The following is a 19824-nucleotide window of genomic DNA, read 5'->3' as shown; positions in this document are numbered from 1 at the left end:
AGCGCTGGCACGCGCTGCAATCCGATTTCACCCAATTGCAGCGGCAGTTTCGCTGGCTAGAGGGTGAAAAACGGGCTGTAGTCCGGAAAATTCGGGCTACAGCCCGCTTGAGCGCGTGCGGGGTCGCTGCAATTGGGCATTTTCGGACTGCAACGAGCTGGCGGCCGAGTGGGCGGCCTGCCTCAGGCAGCCCCGCATGCACTTCGGCGCCCAGCCACAAAGCGCAGTCCGGTTTTGCCCAATTGCAGAGGGGCTCGAAGCGCTGGCACGCTCTGCAATCCGATTTCACCCAATTGCAGCGGCAGTTTCGCTGGCTAGAGGGTGAAAAACGGGCTGTAGTCCGGAAAATTCGGACTACAGCCCGCTTGAGCACGTGCGGGGTCGCTGCAATTGGGCATTTTCGGACTGCAGCGAGCTGGCTAAAGAATCAATTACTTATGAACAAAGACGCAGAAAAAAACCGCATTCGCTGCGGCAAGGTCCTTACGATTCGTACCTACAGTGCACTTATAAGCTCATCCGTCGTAACGATAGCATGGTCAAAAGTGGGGCCGTTAATTTCATGCGCCGCGTGCATCGCCTCTTGGCTGAATGCAGCTGTGGCGTCCTTGACCAATGTCACGTGATAACCGAGCTCCGAGCCGAATCGCGCTGTCGCTTCGAGACATGTATTGGCGATCATCCCGATGATGATAACCTTGTGTATGCCATGCATGCGAAGCAGGAAATCCAGGTCGGTGTTGGCGAATCCGCTGCTGCCCCAATGTTCTTTGACCATCACAGCCCCGTCTTGGGGTTGTAAATCCGGATGAAATTCCCCACCCCAAGTCCGCAAATGGTTGGGATTTTTGGGATCTTACCTGATTCGGATTCGCATACAACCATGTGTCATAATCACCCGGTTCGGCTCTGTGATGAGGAACATAAAAGATGCGGATGCCGCACTTTCGCGCCTTCTCGACGATTGCTTTTATGTGTTCGATGGTATGGACAGACGCCAACACTTCTTGCGCACGCGGGTAAAGCTTGCCTTCCACGCCAAGAAATCATTATACGGATCGTTCAAAAGAACGCCTGTCATAGATTTGTCATATGCTGCTGCCAATTGCCTGCCTCCCCTTCCGCCCGTGTACAGCCCTAAGATTGGTGATAAATCGGTGCGCCCAACGGAGAGGCTGCTGCTCACCCATCGACGACGATTTCAGCCCCCTGCACATAGGAAGCATCGTCCGAAGCCAGGAACAGCGCCACCTTGGCAAGCTCCTCCGGATCGCCCATCCGCTGCATAGGAATCGCCCGCGCGTTAGCCGCCTCCATGGCGACTTCTTCCGCCGTTGACCGCTTCCAGATCGGTGTACGGGTTGTGCCCGGAACGAGTACGTTCACACGGATGCCCTTGGGCGATAACTCAGACACGAACACTCTGGCCATACTGCTGATGGCGCCTTTACTCGCCGCGTAGGCCGATCTGGTCGGATAACCGTCAGTGGCGCGCGTAGAACCTGTCAAAATCACCGAAGCGCCTTCCTTCAGGTGAGGCAGGGCGGCTTGCACGCTGAAGAATACGCCGGTGACGTTCACGCGTAGCACTTCTTCAAAGACCGCAAGCTCTGTACTGCCCAACGGTGTGGCGTAGGCTATGCCGGCATTGGCAAATACGATATCAAGGCGGCCAAACTTGTTGACCCCTTCGGCTACTGCACGTTCCAGGCTGGCAGGATCAGCAGCTTCCGCCTGCACGGCATGGGCATTCGCGCTGCCGCCAAGCTCCTCAATCGCCAAGCTGAGCGTCTCCTGATTCCGGCCTGTAATAACGATCTTAGCGCCTTCTTCAACAAATAATTTAGCGGTGGCCGCCGATCCCGCTGTTGCCTCCCGTAATGAGCGCCACTTTTCCAGTAAGTTTTCCCAATGCGCTTGCTCCCTTTCACTTTCATATCCATATATACATCTCCATGATGATTATCATTTTTGTCCCAAACTATGTGCCATTCCCGTTTTGCATAATTTCCCAACCTACGCGGATGATAATAAAAAAATTAATGCAGTTGTATGCAGTTGACATATCCCACGTGGAGTTCCCCGGCTTTTTGCGAAACATCGGTTTTCCGATATTTTCAATCGGGATCCCGCTTCTGCTCCGGATGGTCGGCAATGTACGATAATAAGCGTAAAAAAGCGTTCACTGAACGAAGTGAACGCTTTTTCCCTATTTTCACACAAACACTCGATTGAACTTTTCTACTAACCGGTCTATAACAGGCTCGATCTGCGCATCGTCAACAAGCGATCGTTTGTCGGCTTTAAACAGCTGCATTTTTTTGAATTGATAATAATCGTGCAGAACATCCCTAATTGTCGTGTGATGGTAGAGCAAATATTTGACACTCATAATTTCACGCAGCAATAGTTCGTCCTGCAGCAAAATAAACGTTTCGTTAATCGGGTTGAAGATACCCTTCTCTTTCCCCAGCTGATAAAACCGCAGCGATTGTTGGTCCCGTTTGTGCAATACGCCCTTAAGCATGCTGTACAGGTCGGGGTAGGCCGCTTGCAAATCTTCCATAAACACTTCGGTTATATATTCGACAAGTGACACCGACTGCTCGAACAGCTGCTGAAACCATCCGCCGAAAACCGTTTCATCTTCGCTGTCGTTGCGGGTTTCCAATCTCTCTATATAATCGCCAATCATGCGCACGATTCCGTCCATCACATCTTCTTTAGAGGAAAAATGTTTGTACATCGTCGCTCGGCTGACATCCATTAGTTTGGCGATGTCGTCCATCCTTAGATGCTGAAAACCGTCTTTGCTGACGGGAGCAATCAATTTTTTTAAAAGCTTCATTCGGGCCTCTTGCTGCTTCATGTCCGCGGGGATGTCCATTTCCATTCCTCCTTGTTACGATTTGTTTATTATACAATACAATTTAGATTGTATACACAACTAATACTAAATATACATTTTATATACTTTTTGTTTACTTTATATTTCTCGTATGCTAACATGTGATCATCGCCTGGCTGATAAGTTTGGCGGACATCTGAAGAAGACATGAGGAGGAATTCGTTATGTACACTAGCAGCAGTTACGAACCTACACCGCAAGCTCCGATCTCGTCGGGCTTCGGCGCGCTATCAACCGCACGGGAAGTGCTTGCCGGGATGGACCTTAGAGGCCAAATCGCGATTGTCACCGGCGGCCATTCCGGTATTGGACTCAAAACGACACGTGCGCTGTCAGCGGCAGGCGCAACGGTCCTCGTTGCCGCCCGTTCTCCGGAGCAGGCTCGTTCCGCTCTTGCCGGAATTGCTGGCGTAGAGGTTGACGCACTCGATCTTATGGACCCGGCTTCGATCGACGCGTTCGCGCAGCGCTTCCTGGCGACAGGCAGACCACTGCACATCTTGATCGCCAACGCAGGCATTATGGCGCCACCGCTCGTTCGCGATGCCCGCGGCTATGAATCGCAGTTCGCGACGAATCACTTGGGCCACTTCCAATTGACGCTGCGCCTATGGCCGGCGCTGAAGCAAGCAGGTGATGCCCGGGTCGTATCGCTATCCTCGGCAGGGATCCGCTTCAGCGGTGTCGACTTCGAAGACCCGAACTTTGAACAACGCGAATACGAGAAGTGGAAAGCCTACGGCCAATCCAAATCCGCAAACGCGTTGTTTGCAGTCGGGCTCGACAAGCGCGGGCATGCACACGGAGTGCGTGCGTTCTCTGTCCATCCCGGCCGAATCGAGACGGAGCTGGCCCGTTTTTTATCCGACCAAGAGCGTGCGGTGGGCGGGGTGTACAAAACCACGGAGCAAGGAGCCGCGACAAGTGTATGGTGTGCCACAAGCCCGCAGCTAGCAGGGAAAGGCGGCGTTTACTGTATGGACTGCGACATTGCTGAATTCGTGTCGGACTTCAAACTAGGGGATATGGGGCAGCAGTATACCGGGGTGCTTCCTTGGGCCGTTGATCCGGGTTTGGCGGAGCGCTTGTGGATGATGAGCGAGGATTTGACCGGCGTGAGGTTTGAAAGTTAATGAATTTAAAAAGACCGCCCCTGTTTGGTACGGGCCGGCCTTTGATTTAATGGAGAATCTTTTGCGCTTGATCCACCACTTCCTGAACGATGGACGCTGCCGTTTGACCGGCCGTCAGCATGAGTAAACCTTGTCCGGCCCACAAAGACATATATTCCGGATTACTATTTTTCGCAGAGGCATTTCGAATATCTCTTGTTGCTGTATTTTGCGTAGGGAATGGCAGTGGCTCTAGCCCGCTCTTATCCCAGAGCTTGATGAATGCATTGGCGACGCCTCGAGCAGGACGGCCTGAAAACACGTTGGTAATGACCGTACTTTCCTCGTTGCTAGCGAGCAGTTTGCGCTGATACGCTGGAGCAGCTCCGGATTCTTGGGCCGTCAGGAAGCGCGTTCCCATCTGAACTCCCTGCGCGCCAAGGGCAAGCGCGGCGACAAGACCGCGGCCATCCATAATCCCGCCAGCCGCGACGACAGGGATCCGCACCTGGTCGACGATTTGCGGAACTAGAGCCATCGTGCCAATATTCGCACCCATCGGGCGATTGGCAATATCAAAAGTCCCGCGGTGCCCGCCAGCTTCGGTGCCCTGTGCCACAATCGCGTCACTTCCCGCCTGCTCGGCGAGGATCGCCTCTTCCACTGTAGTCACCATTGTGACAATTCGCATACCGGCTGCTTTGGCCTGCTCCATCATCTTCGCCGGAAGAACGCCGAATGCTGTGCTGATCACGGGGACGTGTTCTTCCAGCACGACAGCGAATTGCTGCTCGAAATAGTCAGGCGTGTGCAAAGCTTCAGCCTTCACATGCGGCAAGCCCACGTTATCTCTCATAACATTGAGCTGCCGCTGCGCTTCTTCGATTCGCGTATTATCGTCTTCAGCCCGGATCGCAAATAAATTCACGCCGAAAGGGGCGTTTGTCAGCTCGCGAATCTCCCGAATCGCACGGTGGATCGTCTCCGGATCCATATAAGCGGCTCCCAGCGTCCCTAGCCCGCCGGCATTGGATACAGCCGCAGCCAAGCCTGCCGTACCCGGCCCTCCTGCCATCCCAGCCAAAAAGATCGGGTAACGAATACCAAACATTTGGCAAAGATCCGTTGCCAGTTTAAGTGTCATGTTCACCAGTCCTAACTTCAATGAGGTTCATCCGTTCACTTCAGAACTTCGCATAAATGGTAGGATGCGCCTTTGCGCGAAGTTTTAAGCATGCTAACACTTCTATCTACTAGAAGATAGATATATTTCATTTTACCTTTTAGTAAAAATCGTGTCAACGTATTCCGCGGCCTAACAATAGTAACAAAAAGGTACAGATTCCCTCCGTTACTTGACTTGAGGAACTGTGCCTTATGCTATTGAACTAACGACTTTGAGCAGCTCGTCCCGAACGTAATAACGAACAGTTACAAACAAAAAACCGGAGTACCTTTGAAGGCATTCCGGTTAAGTCCATTACATAGATCATGTATTCAACGACTCATACTCCGTTGACTTAGTCTTGTAAGAGCTGTGTCTTCTTTATTCACCATCCAGATCCCAAAAGAAACAAGGACAAGGGCAAGGAGATTCTTCAGCTCCAACACCTGCTCGCCTAAGAAAATAGATGATAATGCGGTGCCAAAGACGGGAACCAGGAAATTATAGACCGATACGCGTCCGACCTTGTTATATTTCAGCAGCCAATTCCAAAGATAGAACGATCCCGAGGATGATAGTGCTAGATAGAGAAGCAGGGATGAAGACTCCCATGTGAAATGGTCGGCCTTACCTCCCAAAGCCATGCCAAGTAGCGTTAGCAAAACTCCACCGATTAAAAGACCGTAACTCGTGATCAGAACGACATCCTGCGTTTTTGTCAGCTTTTTGGCATAGATACCCATAGCAGAAAAAATGAAAGCCGCAATGATCACAAAACCTTCACCCCTAACATTGAAGCTAAAGTTAAGTATATCTGCATTGAAATTAACGATAACGACACCTATAAAACCAAGTATACTGCCTATGGCTTTTCTCGGGCTTAGCTTATCGTTTCTGTAAATAAAATGAGCGAGCACTACGCCGAAAAATGCCGTCGTGGCATTCATAATAGAACCTTTCGTGCCCGATGTATTGGATACGCCAATGTAAAAGATCGCATAATGTACGGTTGTCTGGATCACACCGAGGAGGCTTACTTGTCCAAAGTCTTTCCATGATAAAGAAAAAATCTTAATTCCAAATGCTCTGGCAACAAGCAATAACACCATTCCGGCGAAATATCAAATAACAGAAACCCGATTTTGATGGCTGGATAAGAGCTCCCCCACAATAAACAGCAAATGGCAGCAATAATTGCTACGAATTTCACATCGGTAACCCATTTTTTGTCGTTCAAAATAATCGTATCCTTTTCTAAAAACATAGCATTTAACGCTATTAACTATATCATAGATATCGGTTCTCCAAACTGCGTCGTATTGCTCACTTTTTAACGCATATTGCTGAAAAAAAGAGAGGCCCGCCTCAGGCTGTCTGGCAACCTGGGGAAACCTCTCTTGTCATCTTACTGTTCGCTGCCCATCCATTGGAAGTGAAACGTGCCTTCGCGGTCGACACGCTGGAACGTATGCGCTCCGAAGTAGTCACGCTGCGCTTGCAGCAAGTTCGCCGGCAGCTTTTCCGCGCGGTAGCTGTCATAGTAGGCCAGCGCGGAAGCGAAAGCCGGAACCGGGATACCGCTTGTGACAGCGGTCGCGACGACTTTGCGCCAAGCCGCTTGGTACTTCTCGATAATGGCGCCGAAGTAATCGTCCAGGAACAAGTTTTTCAGTTCCGGATCGCGGTCGTACGCGTCCTTAATATTTTGCAGGAAGCCTGCTCGGATAATGCAGCCGCCGCGGAAAATCATCGCGATGCTGCCGTAGTTCAGATTCCAGCCGTATTCATCAGACGCCGCACGCATTTGCGCAAAGCCCTGCGCATACGAAGCGATTTTGCTCGCGAATAACGCTTGGCGAACCGCTTCGATGAACGCTTGGCGATCGCCTTCGAAAGCCGTTGGTTTCGGTCCGTTCAGCTTTTTGCTGGCGGCGACGCGCTCCTCCTTCATCGCGGAAATGAACCGGGCGAACACGGATTCGGTGATAATGGACAGCGGTAAGCCGAGATCCAGCGCGCTTTGGCTCGTCCATTTGCCTGTACCTTTTTGGCCGGCTGCGTCGAGGATGACATCGACCATCGGTTTACCCGTTTCCGGATCTTTCTTCGCGAAGATGTCGGCCGTGATTTCGATCAAGTAGCTGTCCAGCTCACCTTGATTCCATTCCGTGAAAATGGCGTGCAGCTCGTCGGTGCTAACGCCAAGGACATCCTTGAGCAAATGGTACGCTTCGCCGATCAGCTGCATGTCGCCGTATTCGATGCCGTTGTGCACCATTTTGACATAGTGGCCTGCGCCGTCTCCGCCGATGTACGTCGAGCACGGGTCGCCGTTTACTTTGGCCGAAATGGCTGTCAAGATCGGCTCGACCAGCTCGTAGGCGTCCTGCTGCCCCCCTGGCATAATCGCCGGCCCTTTGAGCGCGCCCTCTTCGCCGCCTGATACGCCAGCCCCGATAAAGCGGAAGCCTTGGGCTTGCAGGTCTTTGTTCCGTCTTTGCGTGTCAGGGAAGAAGGCGTTGCCGCCGTCGATCAAAATATCCCCTTTGCTGAGGTATGGCACGAGCTGATTAATCGTATCGTCCGTCGGCTGCCCCGCCTTGACCATGATCAATATTTTGCGCGGCGTTTCGAGCGATTGGACGAATTCTTCCACGCTGTACGTGCCGACGAAGTTTTTGCCTTTTGCTTCTTCCAGCAGTTCGTTCGTCTTTTCCGGCGAACGGTTGTAGACAGAAACCGAAAATCCTTTACTTTCAATATTCAGCGCCAAGTTTTTGCCCATCACGGCCAACCCGACGACACCGATTTGTTGTTTATTCATGATTCTGCCTCCCCTTAGTTCTGTTTTGTTTCCAAACGCTTGACCAGCTCTTCCCGCTGCGCTTCGAAGCCCGGTTTGCCAAGCAGCGCGAACATGTTGACTTTGTACGCTTCTACCCCCGGTTGGTCGAAAGGGTTCACGCCTAGCAATAAGCCGCTGATGCCACACGCCTTTTCGAAGAAATACACCATTTCGCCGTACGTGTATTCGTTCAAAGCGTCCAGCTCGACGATCAAGTTCGGTACGCCACCGTCGATGTGCGCCAACCGTGTGCCTTCCGCTGCCTTCCGGTTCACTTCGTGCATCGTCATGCCGGCGAGGAAGTTCAAGCCGTCCAAGTTGCCCGCATCTTCTTGAATCGTCAGCTCGACGCGCGGCTTCTTAACGGAAAGAACGGTTTCGATCAGATCGCGGCGGCCTTCTTGCACGTATTGTCCCATCGAGTGCAAGTCGGTCGAAAAATCGACGGAAGCCGGGTACAAGCCCTTTTGATCTTTGCCTTCGCTTTCCCCGAACAGCTGCTTCCACCACTCGGATACGTAGTGCAAGGAAGGCTCGAAGTTCGCGAGCAGCTCGATCGATTTGCCTTTGCGGTATAGCGCGTTGCGGACGACCGCGTATTGGTAGCTCTCGTTGGCCGCGAGATCCGGATTGCTGTACTTGGCGGCTGCCGCCGCCGCTCCGGCCATCATCTGGTCGATATCGAGTCCGGCTGTCGCAATCGGAAGCAAACCGACTGCCGTCAGCACGGAATAACGGCCGCCGACGTCGTCTGGAATGACGAACGTTTCATAGCCTTCCTCATCAGCGAGCTTCTTTAAAGCGCCTTTGGACGCATCCGTCGTTGCGTAGATGCGTTTGCGCGCTTCTTCTTTGCCATATTTGTTCTCCATATATTCGCGCAGCACGCGGAAAGCGATCGCCGGCTCCGTCGTCGTGCCTGATTTGGAAATCACGTTAAGCGAGATATCCTTGCCTTCGAGCAGCTCGAGCAGGTGCGTCAAATACGTCGAACTGATGTTCTGGCCAGCAAAATAAATTTGCGTATTCCCGCTCATCTGGTTGTGGAACGTATGGGATAAAGCCTCGATCGCCGAGCGCGCTCCCAGATAAGACCCTCCGATACCGATGACAATCAAAGCGTCAGAGTTCGCGCGGATGCGCTCAGCGGCCGACTTGATGCGCGCGAATTCATCCTTGTCATAGTTCAGCGGGAGGTCCACCCATCCGAGGTAATCGGAACCCGGGCCTTTTTTGTCGTGAAGCATATGGTGCGCTGCGGCAACGAACGGTGCGACGTAGTCCACTTCATGCTGTGACATGAAGGACAAGGCGCTTGAATAATCAAATTTAACAGTCATAGAATTCATCCTCCAGATCATTCAAATGATAATCCTAACCAACTAGCGTAAGTTCGTTTTATATCAACAGCTCTTTCGCCAAGAGTCTGGGGTAGATTGTAGAGAGACCAACGTATTCCAAGAATTGTGGTAGGAATACTCTTGGGAAACCAACGCGTTTGTTTGTTCGTTGTTGGCGTCGAACCACCAATGGAAGCCGTCTTGGGCCAGCAGCTCATCGGACTCGGAAGGCCCGTACGTACCGGCTTCATACAAGTGAAGCGGCACGAGATTTTCTTCAAAGGCTTCCAGGATCGGCTGCGCCCAGGCCCAGGCAAGCTCAACTTCGTCCCAATGCGCGAAGAAGGTGGAATCGCCGGCCAAGGCGTCACGGATTAAGTTCTCGTAAGCTTCCGGCAATTGTTCACCTGCCGGGTGAATGTCGATGTGAACCGGCTTCACGGCGCCCGTTCCGCTCCCATCCTTCGCGTTCAATTGCAGCGTGATGCTTTCGTTCGGGCTCATCTCGATCACGAGCAGATTCGCCTCGGCGTGATCTTTTTTCTCCGTCAACGACGTCGTAAACTGCTCCTTGAATTCGATGACGATTCGCGTTGACTTCTCTTTCATCCGCTTGCCGGTGCGGATATAGAACGGCACCCCACGCCAAAAATAATCGTCGATCTGTAATTTCGCGGCGATAAACGTATCGTTCATCGTCCCGGCTGCGACACCCGGTTCATCCACGTAGCCACGGACGGGCTCGCCTTTCACGCTTCCCGCGGCATACTGCCCGCGAATGACGCTTGCGGCGACATCCTGCTTGAGCAGCGGCTCGAGCGCTTCCATGATCCGCTTCTTCTTCACTTGCACTTCGTCAAAACCACTCTCGCGCGGGAGCTGGATGGCTGTCATCATGAGCAGTTGCAGCATGTGATTTTGGAACATATCCCTTAGCGCACCGACATGGTCGTAGTAGCCCGCTCTTTCTTCGACGCCTACCGTTTCGTTGGCCGTGATCTGCACGTTGGCGATATGCCGGTTGTTCCAAAGCCCCTGAATCACCGGATTATTTTGCTGCAGCGCTTCGAGCTTTTGAACCATCGGCTTGCCAAGGTAGTGGTCGATGCGGAAAATTTCGTTTTCCGTAAACGCCTGGGAGAGCTTCTCGTTAAGTACGCGCGCCGATTGTAAATCATGGCCAAACGGCTTCTCGATGACGAGCCGTTTCCAGCCGTTCGCCGAGCCGAGTCCACTTTCCTGAATGTTCGCGGCGATCGGCTGGAAATGCTCCGGCCCGACTGATAAGTAGAACAAGCGATTTGGCGGCAGGTGAAGCTCCTCCTCCCGCTGCTCGATCAGATGCTTCAATTTGACGTAATCCTCTTGGCGACCGATATCCAGTACGCTATATTTAAAAGTTTCAACGAATTGTTTGACGAACGAAGGGTCCTTGCCTTGACGTCTCGAAAATTCACGAATCGATTGCTCGACGTTCGCCCGAAACGACGCGTCTGTCCATTCTCTCCGGCCAAGACCGATCAGCGAGAACGAAGACGGCAGCTTCTCGTCAAGGAAAAGATTAAACAGTGCCGGGTAAATCTTGCGTTTGGCCAAATCCCCCGTCGCTCCAAACAATACAAATGTTGTTGGTTCCATATTATCAATGCTCCTTCCTATAGAGCTAACTAGTTATTATTCATCCGCGAGAAAGCGACTTGAAGCGACACAACTCCCGCTCGGTAAGATCTTGTTTCTTATCCTTAAGTCCACTATAATACGATTCAAGGTCATATAAGTAATTAATATATTTCACAGGAGCTATATACCAGGTCTATGTCAATCAATTATGAATTGTACAAGGTGTTTTATTGGGCAGCGAAAACCGGAAGCTTCAGCCAGGCCGCCCAAGCGCTATACTTGACCCAGCCCAGTGTCAGCCATGCCGTCAAACAGCTGGAAGACAATTTCGGCATCACGTTATTTTACCGGAATTCCAAAGGCGTTGAACTGACGCAGGAAGGCGCTTATTTGTATTCTTTCATCGAACAAGCGCAAATTCTGATCAACCTGGCCGAAGAAAAAATGGCCGCGCTTAAAAATTTGGAAAACGGCGAGCTGCGAATCGGCGGCAGCGACTCTTTGTTCAAGCATTATTTGCTGCCTTTTTTGGAAAGCTTTCATCAGAACTATCCCGGTATCAATCTTCGCTTGAATCACGGGACGACGCCTGATATCATCACGTTCCTCAAAGAGGGCAAAATTGACCTCGGCGTCGTTCGCATGCCGATCGTGGATAGCCAATTGGAAGTACGCGAAACGTTTCAACTGATGGATTGTTTCGTTGCGGGAGAAAGTTATGCCCATCTGAAACATGAGGCGCTGTCGCTGGCGAAGCTGATGGAGCATCCGATCATTCTGTTTTCGCGTAACAGCCGGGCGCGAATGACGATCACGGAATTATTCCAGAGCTATGGGCTCAAGCTAAAACCGGAAATCGAAGTCGGGAGCGTCGATCTGCTCATCGAATTCGCCAAGCGAGGGCTAGGCATCTCGTATGTGACGCGGCAATTCGTGACCAAAGAGCTGGACGAGGGCTCCTTGTTCGAAATTCAGCTTGACGTCAAGCTTCCTCCTTCCCGCGTCGGCATCATGACCATGCGCAATATGCCTTTGTCCATTCCAGCTAAACGGTTTATCGATCTTGTGCGGTAATGGTTATAGAAATAAAAAAACGAAAGGTGAGCTTTGTGCTCACGCTTTCGTTTTTTTGTTGGCAGCATCGCGTTTACATACCCGGATACCGTCCGCCGAAAGCTTGAGGACTAACGGCATCCATGCGGGCTAAATCTTCTGAAGAAAGTTGAGTATCAACGGCCCCAACGTTTTCTTCTAAATATTTCCGACGTTTTGTCCCTGGTATCGGCATCATAAATGGTTTTATTGCGTACATGAACGAGATGACTTCCGGCAACTTGGAATCCGATCAAAGCTTCACAACCCGATTTCAGCAAATCTTTGAGCAGTCGATCTCGCTGATTGTGTATTTTACGGAAATCTTCTTAAAGGAGCTCGAAACCAGCTACCCGGATTGGTACGATCGTTTAATTGAAGCCATGAATCAGCGCGAAGAGCATGTATTAGCCTTTTATGAAGATCGAGCCGCTCCTATCCCATCACGAGCCCTCCATCGACACGCAGGCATTGACCCGTAATAAATCCCGAAAGATCGGATGCAAGCAGAACAGCTGCATTGGCAATATCCTGCGGAACGGCTAACCGCTGCAGCGGTGTGAGCCTGACGATGTCACGGCGCACATCTTCTTTGGTCTCCCGTGAGGAATCCGTTCCCTGTGTGAGGCCAGGTGCAAGGGCGTTGACCGTAATGTTGAATCGACCGAGCTCCGCCGCCATATTGCGTGTAAAGCCAAGCAGCGCACTCTTGGCGGTTGTGTAATCGTGATAAGGGACGACCGGGAAATCGATCAAATTGGTGACCACATTGATCATCCGGCCAGCCCCCTGCTTTTGCATATGAGGCAGTGCCGCTTTGCATACATGAAAAGCGCCACGCAAACTTCCATCCAATTGTTCCTGGTAATGTTCCCATTCGTGTTCCCAGACGGTACGGCGCTGAGCAGGATTAAAGCTGTAAGGGCTTAGGGCGTTGTTGACAACAATATCTAGGGCTCCATACCGATTTACAGTTTCTTCCACCATGCCCCTAACATCATCCATCGAACGGACATCTGCTTGGTGTGCAATAGCGCTCCCCCCCGCTTCACGAATCCGCTCAACCGTACGCTCAGCAGCATCCTTCCGGCTATGAAAGCCGACAACGATAGAGGCTCCATGTGAGGCCAAGGCAGCTGCGATTTCAGCCCCAATTCCTCGACTGGCGCCGGTGACGAGCGCCGTTTTCGATTTTAGCAGCATGAAGAAGTCTCCTTTATTCAAAGTCAGGATCGTATGACTCCAATCCGTCTTCCATCGTGCGTTCAATATCCGTGAAACGTAATAAATCGATCAGATTGAAACGCCCGTCGTGATGCCAGCCTGCCTTGGCTTGCAGCATCGAACCGATATGACAGAGGCGATTGACGCCGATATTCCCGAGTTCCTCGGCTAATGCGAACATTCGCTGCGGCCCTATCGCTGCCCCGCAGGACTGAAGAAGGCCCGATTGCCCTGCAGGCTCGAGTACGGGAATAACGTCCTCCAACCGGCTGCAGCGATAAATATGAAGCGTACGGTTTAGAGGTGAACCTTCAAAATAAGGTTCATCGTGGTAAACGACCGTCCATTGCGCTTCCTCTGCGCTAGCGTACACCACGCTGCCTTCCCCTGCCGCCTCTTCCAGCCAATAGCGGTTCCGCAAATCCAGGATCGCGTAAGCCTCACCATCTGAAAGCGAGGCGCGCGGCCAGCGAAGCTGCAAACGGCTGAGCTCGGCTGCGATCAAAGCGGCGAAGCTTTGGGCATCTATGCTGCCGCCATCTTCGACATATACGCATTGCGGCGACATACAGCTTTGCTGATCGTAATGGGTAACGTCTGCGGTTAGTCGCGCGATCGTATCATTCATCCGATCCGGCGTTAACGCTTCTCTGCCGATCATGGCGAAGCTTGCCTTCGGCCCGTAGGCTACGAATCTTTTTTCAATGGGCACATGAGCCCGTACGCTCTCGACAGCAGGACGTCCGCCATATACGGTCACAGTGTCCGCTTGGCGAACCGCCTCACGCTCGAGCTCCTCGCTGCCGCCTTTCCAAGGCACAATGGCGATGCTGTCCGCAAGCTTCGCGTCAACTTCTGCTAGCGATTGTGCAAACCAAACGGCCATCAGCGGCTCCGCCATCGATGTCTTTCCCAGCTGGGCGGAGCGAAGCAGCAGCCCCATCGTCATGCTCCAAAGCGAGACACCCGGCACGTTGCCGGAAAACACTTGAAACAAGAGCCTGGGACCGTAAGCTCTGCTAAAGCCTCCGCTCTTGCGCGGACGAAACTCATCCAAAACGAGCGGGTCATCTAATTCTTCACAAATAAAGCGGAGCAGCTCTTTGCGCCGAAATGTTCGCATGTAGCGCTTCAGCTGCAACCGAATCGAATCTGCAGCGTAACCCGTTATAGCAGGCAGCAGCCGTTCGGCGAGCACCCTTTGCGGGTATGAAGGGTTAAGCCATTTTTCGCTGGCTGCAGCAATGCGCTCGACAATATCAGAAGTCGATAATGTCAATAGATACTCGCTGCGATTACGGCTTAGGTTAGCCATAATGGCCTTCAGCTTCTCCCCATTCAATACGGGGATGAGCAGCTCCACCGGACCTTCGGGCGTCATTAACGGAGCTGACGTTGTGGTTTGGATATCCATACCGGCAGGCAAAAAGAATGCCTCGATCCGCGTTGTCTCTTGGTTTGCGTTCATGACGTTGCCAGACCATTGGATTGAATAAACTGCTCGACCGCCAGGGAACAGCCTCTGGCTTCGGATCCGGCAATTCGCCCCATAAGCTCAAAGCTTCCACCGCGCATGACCCCGATATCTTCCGTCAAAATCGCTACACAGGAATTCCAATTCGCCAGGTCAAAATGAGCAAGCACACCGACGGTCCCCTCTGCAGCTGGCAATAGCGTAGTCGGGTCGAGAACAAGCGGACGAAGCCAGGCCGGTCCGCGCTTCATGCTCGTAGATACGCCTGTGAGAATCGTCGTATCGTAATATTGCGAGCAAAGCTCCGTCATACCGTACATATTTACGCAAAGAGAGCGTGGCACTCCAAAACACTGCGCCAACTTCTCGTAAAGCCAGTCCATGGACACTTCCCGCGACTTCCCCTTAAATCCGCCGGTATCAAGGATCCGGCTGCCAGGTGCTAAGCGGAAGCGAATTCCTAATTTTTCCATAGTGTCTAACAGCGGGACGTAAGCAAAAGTAGCACCGAGCAGCAAGACCGGTTCTGCCTCCTCTTCACAAGCCCGCAAGTCCGCTAACAGCTGCTCGACCGCTAAACCGTCGTGCCGGAAGTAACTCTCCGAGCCGCTTGTTCCGAATAGGCGTATAGCTTGGGATAAATAACGCGAAAGCGAGGAGTCGGTATAGATATCCTCAGCAGGCGAAAGCGAGAATACCCTGAGTTTGGCGACCTCCCCCATAACGAAAGGGCGAAATCCCGTGCGCATGGAGGCATCCCAGACTTCAAACGTCGGATGATATTGACGGCCACGCTGTTCAGGATGGGTCGTTCCGCTCGTCATGAAAACAGCAGCCGCATGTTCAGGCGGTTCGCACGAAAGCGGTGAACGCTTGAATGCTTGAATGGGCATCGGTGGAATGTCGCGCCACGAAGCCAGCTGATGGGGCAGCTTTCGCTTCAATTTGGCATAATTGCGATAGGCCGCATTATATTCGCATTGGAAATTAAATATTTTTAGCGCTAACTCGCCGAATTCCTGCTCTGAAGCTGTGGAATCCTCACCCACTTCACTGTGACGATCTATGTAAGCTTTCACATCGTTGATGATCGCTTGGGATTCAAGTCTCATCCATCATTCAGCACCTTTCTTCTTTCGCAGCCATTTCGGCAGACTGGATAAAACCGTCTGCAGCAACAGGACACTACATGCACCGATTAAAATCTGATTCGACAAAATCGTTCCCCAAACGCCTGGCATATCCGTAAAATTGCCTGGCAGCGCGATGGCTAAGAGCAAAGACAACCCTACGATCGTAAAGTTCGCTTCTGTCTTCTCCATTCGCATAAGCAGCGAAATACCTGACATGAATAATCCCGCTGCAGCAGGCAAAAATAAACCGCCGACAACAGCCTCTGGTGTAAGAGCAAGCAGGGCGCCAGCTTTAGGAACGACTCCTAGCACGAGGAACAGGATACCCGCCGCAATTACGGGGTAGCGAGAGCCGCTGCCTGTTAAACGCAGTAAACCTACATTTTGCGCATAGGCCGTTGTCGGAAACCCGCCAAGGAACGCTGAGAGCATCGAGCCCGCTGCTTCACCTGCAAAACCCAAACGAATACGTTTGGCATCTAGACGAATATGAGCCGTTTCGGCAGCAGCCTGATACACGCCCATCGCTTCAATGACAGCGACGAGGTAGGCGATCAGGAAAGTGACAGTCATCCCTCCATTAAATGTCAAAGCACCGTAGGGAAGAAATTCTGGAAACCCCAACCAGCTTTTGCTTGACAAGCTGGAGGTATCCATGATGCCGAGCATCGCCGCAATGACATCTCCTGCCAAGAGGGCGATCAGAAACGCGTAGCGCCGTATCCACCCTCGGCCGAAATGGGAAAGCACAAGTACGATTAAAGCTGTCGGAATGGATAACGATAACGTGGTTGACGATAAGAAACTAGGTGTCCCGGGACTTCCCCCCAAAAATTCGTACATCGTAAAATGGGACAGCGCCACCCCTACGACGCAAATGACTGTTCCTGATACCGCAGGAGTAAACCAACGCTGCAGCTTGCCGATCAATCCGGTAATCGACATGATGAACACAATCGCTGCGCTAATCAGAATGCCTCCAGACGCCGCTGCCAAGCTATTTGCTTTGCCTGCGGAAATCATAAGAGAATCGAAGGCAGCCGAAGGGCCTTGGACAATCGGCAGCTTCGCAAGCCTCGTCGCTTGGGTAAGCGTCACGACACCGGCAGCGATAAAAATGGCATTGACGAGATTGGATGATGCTGCCAGCGGTAAACCAATCATCGCAGCAATAAACAAGGGATCGAGCCATACATTGGATACAAAGACGTGTTGTAAACCAAGCAGAAGGTTCGTAACTATTCGTGGCTTCTCATCCGTAACATCACTTATGTTCATTGGCCGCTCAGTCTCTATCTGGTTAACTGTATTCACGGTCATACCCCCCTTTTATCTGATAAGGCATTTTGAGCAGCGCACGATTCCTGCACAGCTGTATACAACGCGGATGCGGCTGCTTGCGGATCGGCTGAATGGCTAATTGCGGAGATGACCGATACACCGTCTGCCCCAGCTTGGATAATCTCCCACGCATTACTGAGATGAATGCCTCCAATGCCAACCATCGGCAATCCATATCCAGCCTGATGAATGAGCCGGATCACGCCAGTGCCAGAGGCAGACTTGGCATCTTCCTTGGTCCCCGTCGGATAGATCGGCCCAATCCCCAAATAATCCGCTCCTTCCTGTGCAGCCCGTTCCGCTTCTTCCAGATTGTAAGCTGATACACCCAGTATCATCGAGCTGCCAATGCGCTCACGCACACGAAATGCCGGCTCATCCTCCTGCCCAACATGAATGCCATCTGCTTGAACTTCAATCGCCAGATTTATATCATCGTTTACAATAAAAGGAATTCCGGCATCCATACACAATTGTCTTAGCTTTTGCGCCAATTCGTATCGTGCATGACCCTGAAGCGAGCCCTTGCCCTTCTCCCGGTACTGGAAACAGGTGATACCTCCAGCGATCGCTTTACGCAGTACCTCTACGGGATCTTCCTTACAGTTAACACTGCCCATGATAAAATACAGCTGCATGTGCTCGCGCAGCGCTTCCCGCGTCATTGAAACTCTCTCCATTACTCTAGCCTGCCTTTCTTTCGGCTCTCCGCCGAAGCATTCAGCCGCTGCCGATATGCCCAATGATTCGTAGGCCCATGCCCTGCTCCAAGTTCAAGCGAATCCTCAATTGCGGCGTGAATGAAGTTTTTCGCAATAGCCACCGCATCGATGACACTGCTTCCTTTGGCCACTTCGGCCGTAATCGATGCAGCGAACGTGCAGCCTGTACCGTGCGTATGCCGGGTCAGAACTTTGTGACTGGGAAACTCCACGAAAGCGGAACCGTCATATAAGAGATCGACTATTTGGCTCGTTCCTTCCTCATGGCCGCCTTTCATGACAACGTGCTTAACCCCAAGATCAACGAGTCGTTTGGCTGCCTCTTTACGATCATCAAGCGTGCGCACTGTCATGCCGGTCAATACTTCCGCCTCTGGCATATTCGGTGTCACAACCAACGCTTGCGGAAAGAGCTCGTTTTTCATGGCGGCTACAGCTTCATCTTGCAGCAGTTTGGACCCGCCCTTGGCTATCATAACGGGATCAACGACAAGGTTAGTCCACGCATACTCGCGTATTTTCGCTGCGACGCCATATATGATTTCCGGGCTGAATAGCATTCCCGTCTTCACGGCATCCGTACCTAAATCAAGACCGATGGAATCGATTTGTTGAAGTACGGCTTCTACCGAAAGCGGGTATATTCCCTGCACGCCAACCGTATTTTGAGCTGTCACAGCCGTAATGGCCGACATGCCGAACACATGAAGCTCTTGAAAAGTTTTCAAGTCCGCCTGAATACCGGCCCCACCGCCGCTGTCGGACCCTGCTATCGTTAAAGCTCTAGCTATTGTCATATTGAATCACCTCATTATGTAATAAACCTGTTGTCTTACAGCAATTCAACGCGACCCAAACGCACAACATCCTCACCAGTCACTTGGGCCAGCTTATTGAGCAAAGCGATCTGAAAACTGCCAGGTCCTTGGTCAGCCGATTCTTTGGCGGCCAGTTCAGCAGCAACGCCATACGTAACAATCGCAGCAACTGCAGCCTCGAGCGGATTGTTCAGGACGGCTGCGAAAGCACCGATCACGGACGTAAGCAGACAGCCCGTACCTGTCACCCGGGTGAGAATGGCTTCGCCATTCTGGCAGGCATAGGTCGTCGTGCCATCAGATATGATGTCTGTCTTTCCCGTGACAGCGACAACTGTGCCTAATTGACGGGCAGCTTCAATCGCCAGTTGAGTGACGTTCCCGTTACCTTCACCAGCGTCTACACCCTTAATCTCCCAATGATGGCCGACAACCTGCGCCACCTCTGCTGCGTTCCCGCGCAGTACGGAGACGTTCACTTCCTCCATGATCGAACGGGCAGTTAGGGTCCTATACGGGGTTGCACCAGCTCCGACAGGGTCAAAAATAACAGGGACGCCGTGTCCATTGGCCGCTTTACCGGCCAGCTTCATCGCTTCCACCTCAGTCTCATTCAAGGTGCCGATGTTCAGAACGAGTGCACCTGCAATTCTCGCCATATCCTCTACTTCTTGTTTGGCATAGGCCATTACTGGGGATGCCCCCAAGGCGAGCAAGCCATTTGCTGTAAAATTGGTGACGACGACATTCGTAATATTGTGGACGAGCGGATTCGTCTTTCTTACTTGCTCCAAAGCTTTAGCTATCATTTGCTGATTCAACATCCGGTATTGCCTCCCTTAGAAAATATAAAAAGCACTTTGCCAGCGCATAACGACAGGCAAAGTGCTTAAAGAAAACAAAGCTACACTTTATCAAGGATTCCTACGCTGGCATTATCCAACAGGTTCTACGGTCTACGGCGGGTTAGCCGTACTCTCAGCCCGCTTCCACAAGCTCCCGATACATATTTAATTGTTTTTAAGTGTAG

General features: G+C 51.9%; 20 protein-coding genes. 3 read left to right on the top strand and 17 right to left on the bottom strand.

Annotated elements, in window-relative coordinates:
• Positions 1 to 496: 496 nt before the first annotated feature.
• From O9139_RS26755 to O9139_RS26740, 4 genes are all read right to left on the bottom strand, one after another.
• Positions 497 to 835 (bottom strand): isochorismatase family cysteine hydrolase, encoded by a 339-nt coding sequence (locus O9139_RS26755; RefSeq protein WP_270884805.1) that lies wholly within the window; start codon positions 833 to 835, stop codon positions 497 to 499.
• A gap of 135 nt (positions 836 to 970) precedes the next feature.
• Positions 971 to 1105, bottom strand: coding sequence for a hypothetical protein (locus O9139_RS26750; protein ID WP_270884804.1), 135 nt, complete (start codon positions 1103 to 1105; stop codon positions 971 to 973).
• A gap of 77 nt (positions 1106 to 1182) precedes the next feature.
• A complete protein-coding gene (locus tag O9139_RS26745; protein ID WP_270884813.1) occupies positions 1183 to 1812 on the bottom strand; it encodes an SDR family NAD(P)-dependent oxidoreductase in 630 nt (209 codons plus the stop codon).
• Between the two features lie 403 nt (positions 1813 to 2215).
• On the bottom strand, positions 2216 to 2887 hold the full coding sequence (locus O9139_RS26740) for a TetR/AcrR family transcriptional regulator (protein ID WP_270884803.1): 672 nt from the start codon (positions 2885 to 2887) through the stop codon (positions 2216 to 2218).
• Between the two features lie 185 nt (positions 2888 to 3072).
• Here O9139_RS26740 and O9139_RS26735 point away from each other — a divergent pair, with 185 nt between their 5' ends.
• Complete coding sequence (locus O9139_RS26735; protein WP_270884802.1) at positions 3073 to 4041, top strand: oxidoreductase; 969 nt, start codon at positions 3073 to 3075, stop codon at positions 4039 to 4041.
• Positions 4042 to 4087: 46 nt separating this feature from the next.
• On the opposite strand, the gene O9139_RS26730 is transcribed toward O9139_RS26735, so the two are convergent.
• The 5 genes from O9139_RS26730 to zwf all read right to left on the bottom strand — a co-directional run bounded on the left by O9139_RS26730 (position 4088) and on the right by zwf (position 11008).
• Positions 4088 to 5164: an NAD(P)H-dependent flavin oxidoreductase gene (locus tag O9139_RS26730; protein ID WP_270884812.1), complete on the bottom strand. Its 1077-nt coding sequence runs from the start codon at positions 5162 to 5164 to the stop codon at positions 4088 to 4090.
• A 353-nt stretch (positions 5165 to 5517) separates the two neighbouring features.
• A complete protein-coding gene (locus O9139_RS26725) occupies positions 5518 to 6285 on the bottom strand; it encodes a DMT family transporter (RefSeq protein WP_270884801.1) in 768 nt (255 codons plus the stop codon).
• Positions 6286 to 6590: 305 nt separating this feature from the next.
• Positions 6591 to 8009 (bottom strand): NADP-dependent phosphogluconate dehydrogenase, encoded by a 1419-nt coding sequence (gene gndA / locus O9139_RS26720; RefSeq protein WP_270884800.1) that lies wholly within the window; start codon positions 8007 to 8009, stop codon positions 6591 to 6593.
• Between the two features lie 14 nt (positions 8010 to 8023).
• A complete protein-coding gene (locus O9139_RS26715) occupies positions 8024 to 9370 on the bottom strand; it encodes a glucose-6-phosphate isomerase (RefSeq protein ID WP_270884799.1) in 1347 nt (448 codons plus the stop codon).
• Positions 9371 to 9433: 63 nt separating this feature from the next.
• Positions 9434 to 11008: a glucose-6-phosphate dehydrogenase gene (gene zwf, locus O9139_RS26710; protein ID WP_270884798.1), complete on the bottom strand. Its 1575-nt coding sequence runs from the start codon at positions 11006 to 11008 to the stop codon at positions 9434 to 9436.
• Between the two features lie 177 nt (positions 11009 to 11185).
• Between zwf and O9139_RS26705 the strand changes: the two genes are divergently transcribed.
• Positions 11186 to 12064 (top strand): LysR family transcriptional regulator, encoded by an 879-nt coding sequence (locus tag O9139_RS26705; RefSeq protein WP_270884797.1) that lies wholly within the window; start codon positions 11186 to 11188, stop codon positions 12062 to 12064.
• A 73-nt stretch (positions 12065 to 12137) separates the two neighbouring features.
• Here O9139_RS26705 and O9139_RS26700 read toward each other — a convergent pair whose 3' ends face one another.
• Positions 12138 to 12278, bottom strand: coding sequence for a hypothetical protein (locus O9139_RS26700; RefSeq protein ID WP_270884811.1), 141 nt, complete (start codon positions 12276 to 12278; stop codon positions 12138 to 12140).
• Between the two features lie 22 nt (positions 12279 to 12300).
• On the opposite strand from O9139_RS26700, the gene O9139_RS26695 reads away from it, so the two are divergent.
• Positions 12301 to 12564 (top strand): hypothetical protein, encoded by a 264-nt coding sequence (locus O9139_RS26695; RefSeq protein ID WP_270884796.1) that lies wholly within the window; start codon positions 12301 to 12303, stop codon positions 12562 to 12564.
• Here O9139_RS26695 and O9139_RS26690 read toward each other — a convergent pair.
• From O9139_RS26690 to thiM, 7 genes are read right to left on the bottom strand one after another with little or no spacing between them, the layout of a single operon-like run.
• Entirely contained in the window at positions 12518 to 13285 is a 768-nt protein-coding gene (locus tag O9139_RS26690; protein ID WP_270884795.1) for an SDR family oxidoreductase, read from the bottom strand. The genes O9139_RS26695 and O9139_RS26690 overlap by 47 nt on opposite strands.
• A gap of 13 nt (positions 13286 to 13298) precedes the next feature.
• The gene (locus O9139_RS26685; RefSeq protein WP_270884794.1) at positions 13299 to 14774 is read right to left on the bottom strand and encodes an acyl-CoA reductase; all 1476 of its coding nucleotides are present in this window, start codon (positions 14772 to 14774) and stop codon (positions 13299 to 13301) included.
• The gene (locus tag O9139_RS26680; protein WP_270884793.1) at positions 14771 to 15892 is read right to left on the bottom strand and encodes a LuxE/PaaK family acyltransferase; all 1122 of its coding nucleotides are present in this window, start codon (positions 15890 to 15892) and stop codon (positions 14771 to 14773) included. The genes O9139_RS26685 and O9139_RS26680 overlap by 4 nt, the downstream gene beginning before the upstream one ends.
• Positions 15893 to 15895: 3 nt before the next feature.
• A complete protein-coding gene (locus tag O9139_RS26675; RefSeq protein WP_377523494.1) occupies positions 15896 to 17233 on the bottom strand; it encodes a uracil-xanthine permease family protein in 1338 nt (445 codons plus the stop codon).
• Complete coding sequence (gene thiE / locus O9139_RS26670) at positions 17230 to 17919, bottom strand: thiamine phosphate synthase (protein ID WP_377523510.1); 690 nt, start codon at positions 17917 to 17919, stop codon at positions 17230 to 17232. Before thiE ends, O9139_RS26675 begins: the two co-directional genes overlap by 4 nt.
• A gap of 14 nt (positions 17920 to 17933) precedes the next feature.
• Complete coding sequence (thiD, locus tag O9139_RS26665) at positions 17934 to 18773, bottom strand: bifunctional hydroxymethylpyrimidine kinase/phosphomethylpyrimidine kinase (protein ID WP_270884790.1); 840 nt, start codon at positions 18771 to 18773, stop codon at positions 17934 to 17936.
• Between the two features lie 35 nt (positions 18774 to 18808).
• Positions 18809 to 19615, bottom strand: coding sequence for a hydroxyethylthiazole kinase (thiM, locus tag O9139_RS26660; protein WP_377523507.1), 807 nt, complete (start codon positions 19613 to 19615; stop codon positions 18809 to 18811).
• Positions 19616 to 19824 lie beyond the last annotated feature (209 nt).

The sequence above is a fragment of the Paenibacillus aestuarii genome (assembly GCF_027789125.1).
Classification (GTDB): domain Bacteria; phylum Bacillota; class Bacilli; order Paenibacillales; family NBRC-103111; genus Paenibacillus_E; species Paenibacillus_E aestuarii.
This window is presented reverse-complemented; position numbering and strand designations above follow the sequence as displayed.

What these genes read in the sequence shown, in the direction of transcription:
- O9139_RS26740 (WP_270884803.1), bottom strand. Translation starts at nt 2,887, where the DNA reads ATGGACATCCCCGCGGACATGAAGCAGCAAGAGGCCCGAATGAAGCTT.
- O9139_RS26735 (WP_270884802.1), top strand. Translation starts at nt 3,073, where the DNA reads ATGTACACTAGCAGCAGTTACGAACCTACACCGCAAGCTCCGATCTCG.
- O9139_RS26730 (WP_270884812.1), bottom strand. Translation starts at nt 5,164, where the DNA reads ATGACACTTAAACTGGCAACGGATCTTTGCCAAATGTTTGGTATTCGT.
- gndA (WP_270884800.1), bottom strand. Translation starts at nt 8,009, where the DNA reads ATGAATAAACAACAAATCGGTGTCGTCGGGTTGGCCGTGATGGGCAAA.
- O9139_RS26715 (WP_270884799.1), bottom strand. Translation starts at nt 9,370, where the DNA reads ATGACTGTTAAATTTGATTATTCAAGCGCCTTGTCCTTCATGTCACAG.
- zwf (WP_270884798.1), bottom strand. Translation starts at nt 11,008, where the DNA reads ATGGAACCAACAACATTTGTATTGTTTGGAGCGACGGGGGATTTGGCC.
- O9139_RS26705 (WP_270884797.1), top strand. Translation starts at nt 11,186, where the DNA reads ATGTCAATCAATTATGAATTGTACAAGGTGTTTTATTGGGCAGCGAAA.
- O9139_RS26700 (WP_270884811.1), bottom strand. Translation starts at nt 12,278, where the DNA reads ATGCCGATACCAGGGACAAAACGTCGGAAATATTTAGAAGAAAACGTT.
- O9139_RS26695 (WP_270884796.1), top strand. Translation starts at nt 12,301, where the DNA reads ATGAACGAGATGACTTCCGGCAACTTGGAATCCGATCAAAGCTTCACA.
- O9139_RS26690 (WP_270884795.1), bottom strand. Translation starts at nt 13,285, where the DNA reads ATGCTGCTAAAATCGAAAACGGCGCTCGTCACCGGCGCCAGTCGAGGA.
- O9139_RS26685 (WP_270884794.1), bottom strand. Translation starts at nt 14,774, where the DNA reads ATGAACGCAAACCAAGAGACAACGCGGATCGAGGCATTCTTTTTGCCT.
- O9139_RS26680 (WP_270884793.1), bottom strand. Translation starts at nt 15,892, where the DNA reads ATGAGACTTGAATCCCAAGCGATCATCAACGATGTGAAAGCTTACATA.
- O9139_RS26675 (WP_377523494.1), bottom strand. Translation starts at nt 17,233, where the DNA reads ATGACCGTGAATACAGTTAACCAGATAGAGACTGAGCGGCCAATGAAC.
- thiE (WP_377523510.1), bottom strand. Translation starts at nt 17,919, where the DNA reads ATGACGCGGGAAGCGCTGCGCGAGCACATGCAGCTGTATTTTATCATG.
- thiD (WP_270884790.1), bottom strand. Translation starts at nt 18,773, where the DNA reads ATGACAATAGCTAGAGCTTTAACGATAGCAGGGTCCGACAGCGGCGGT.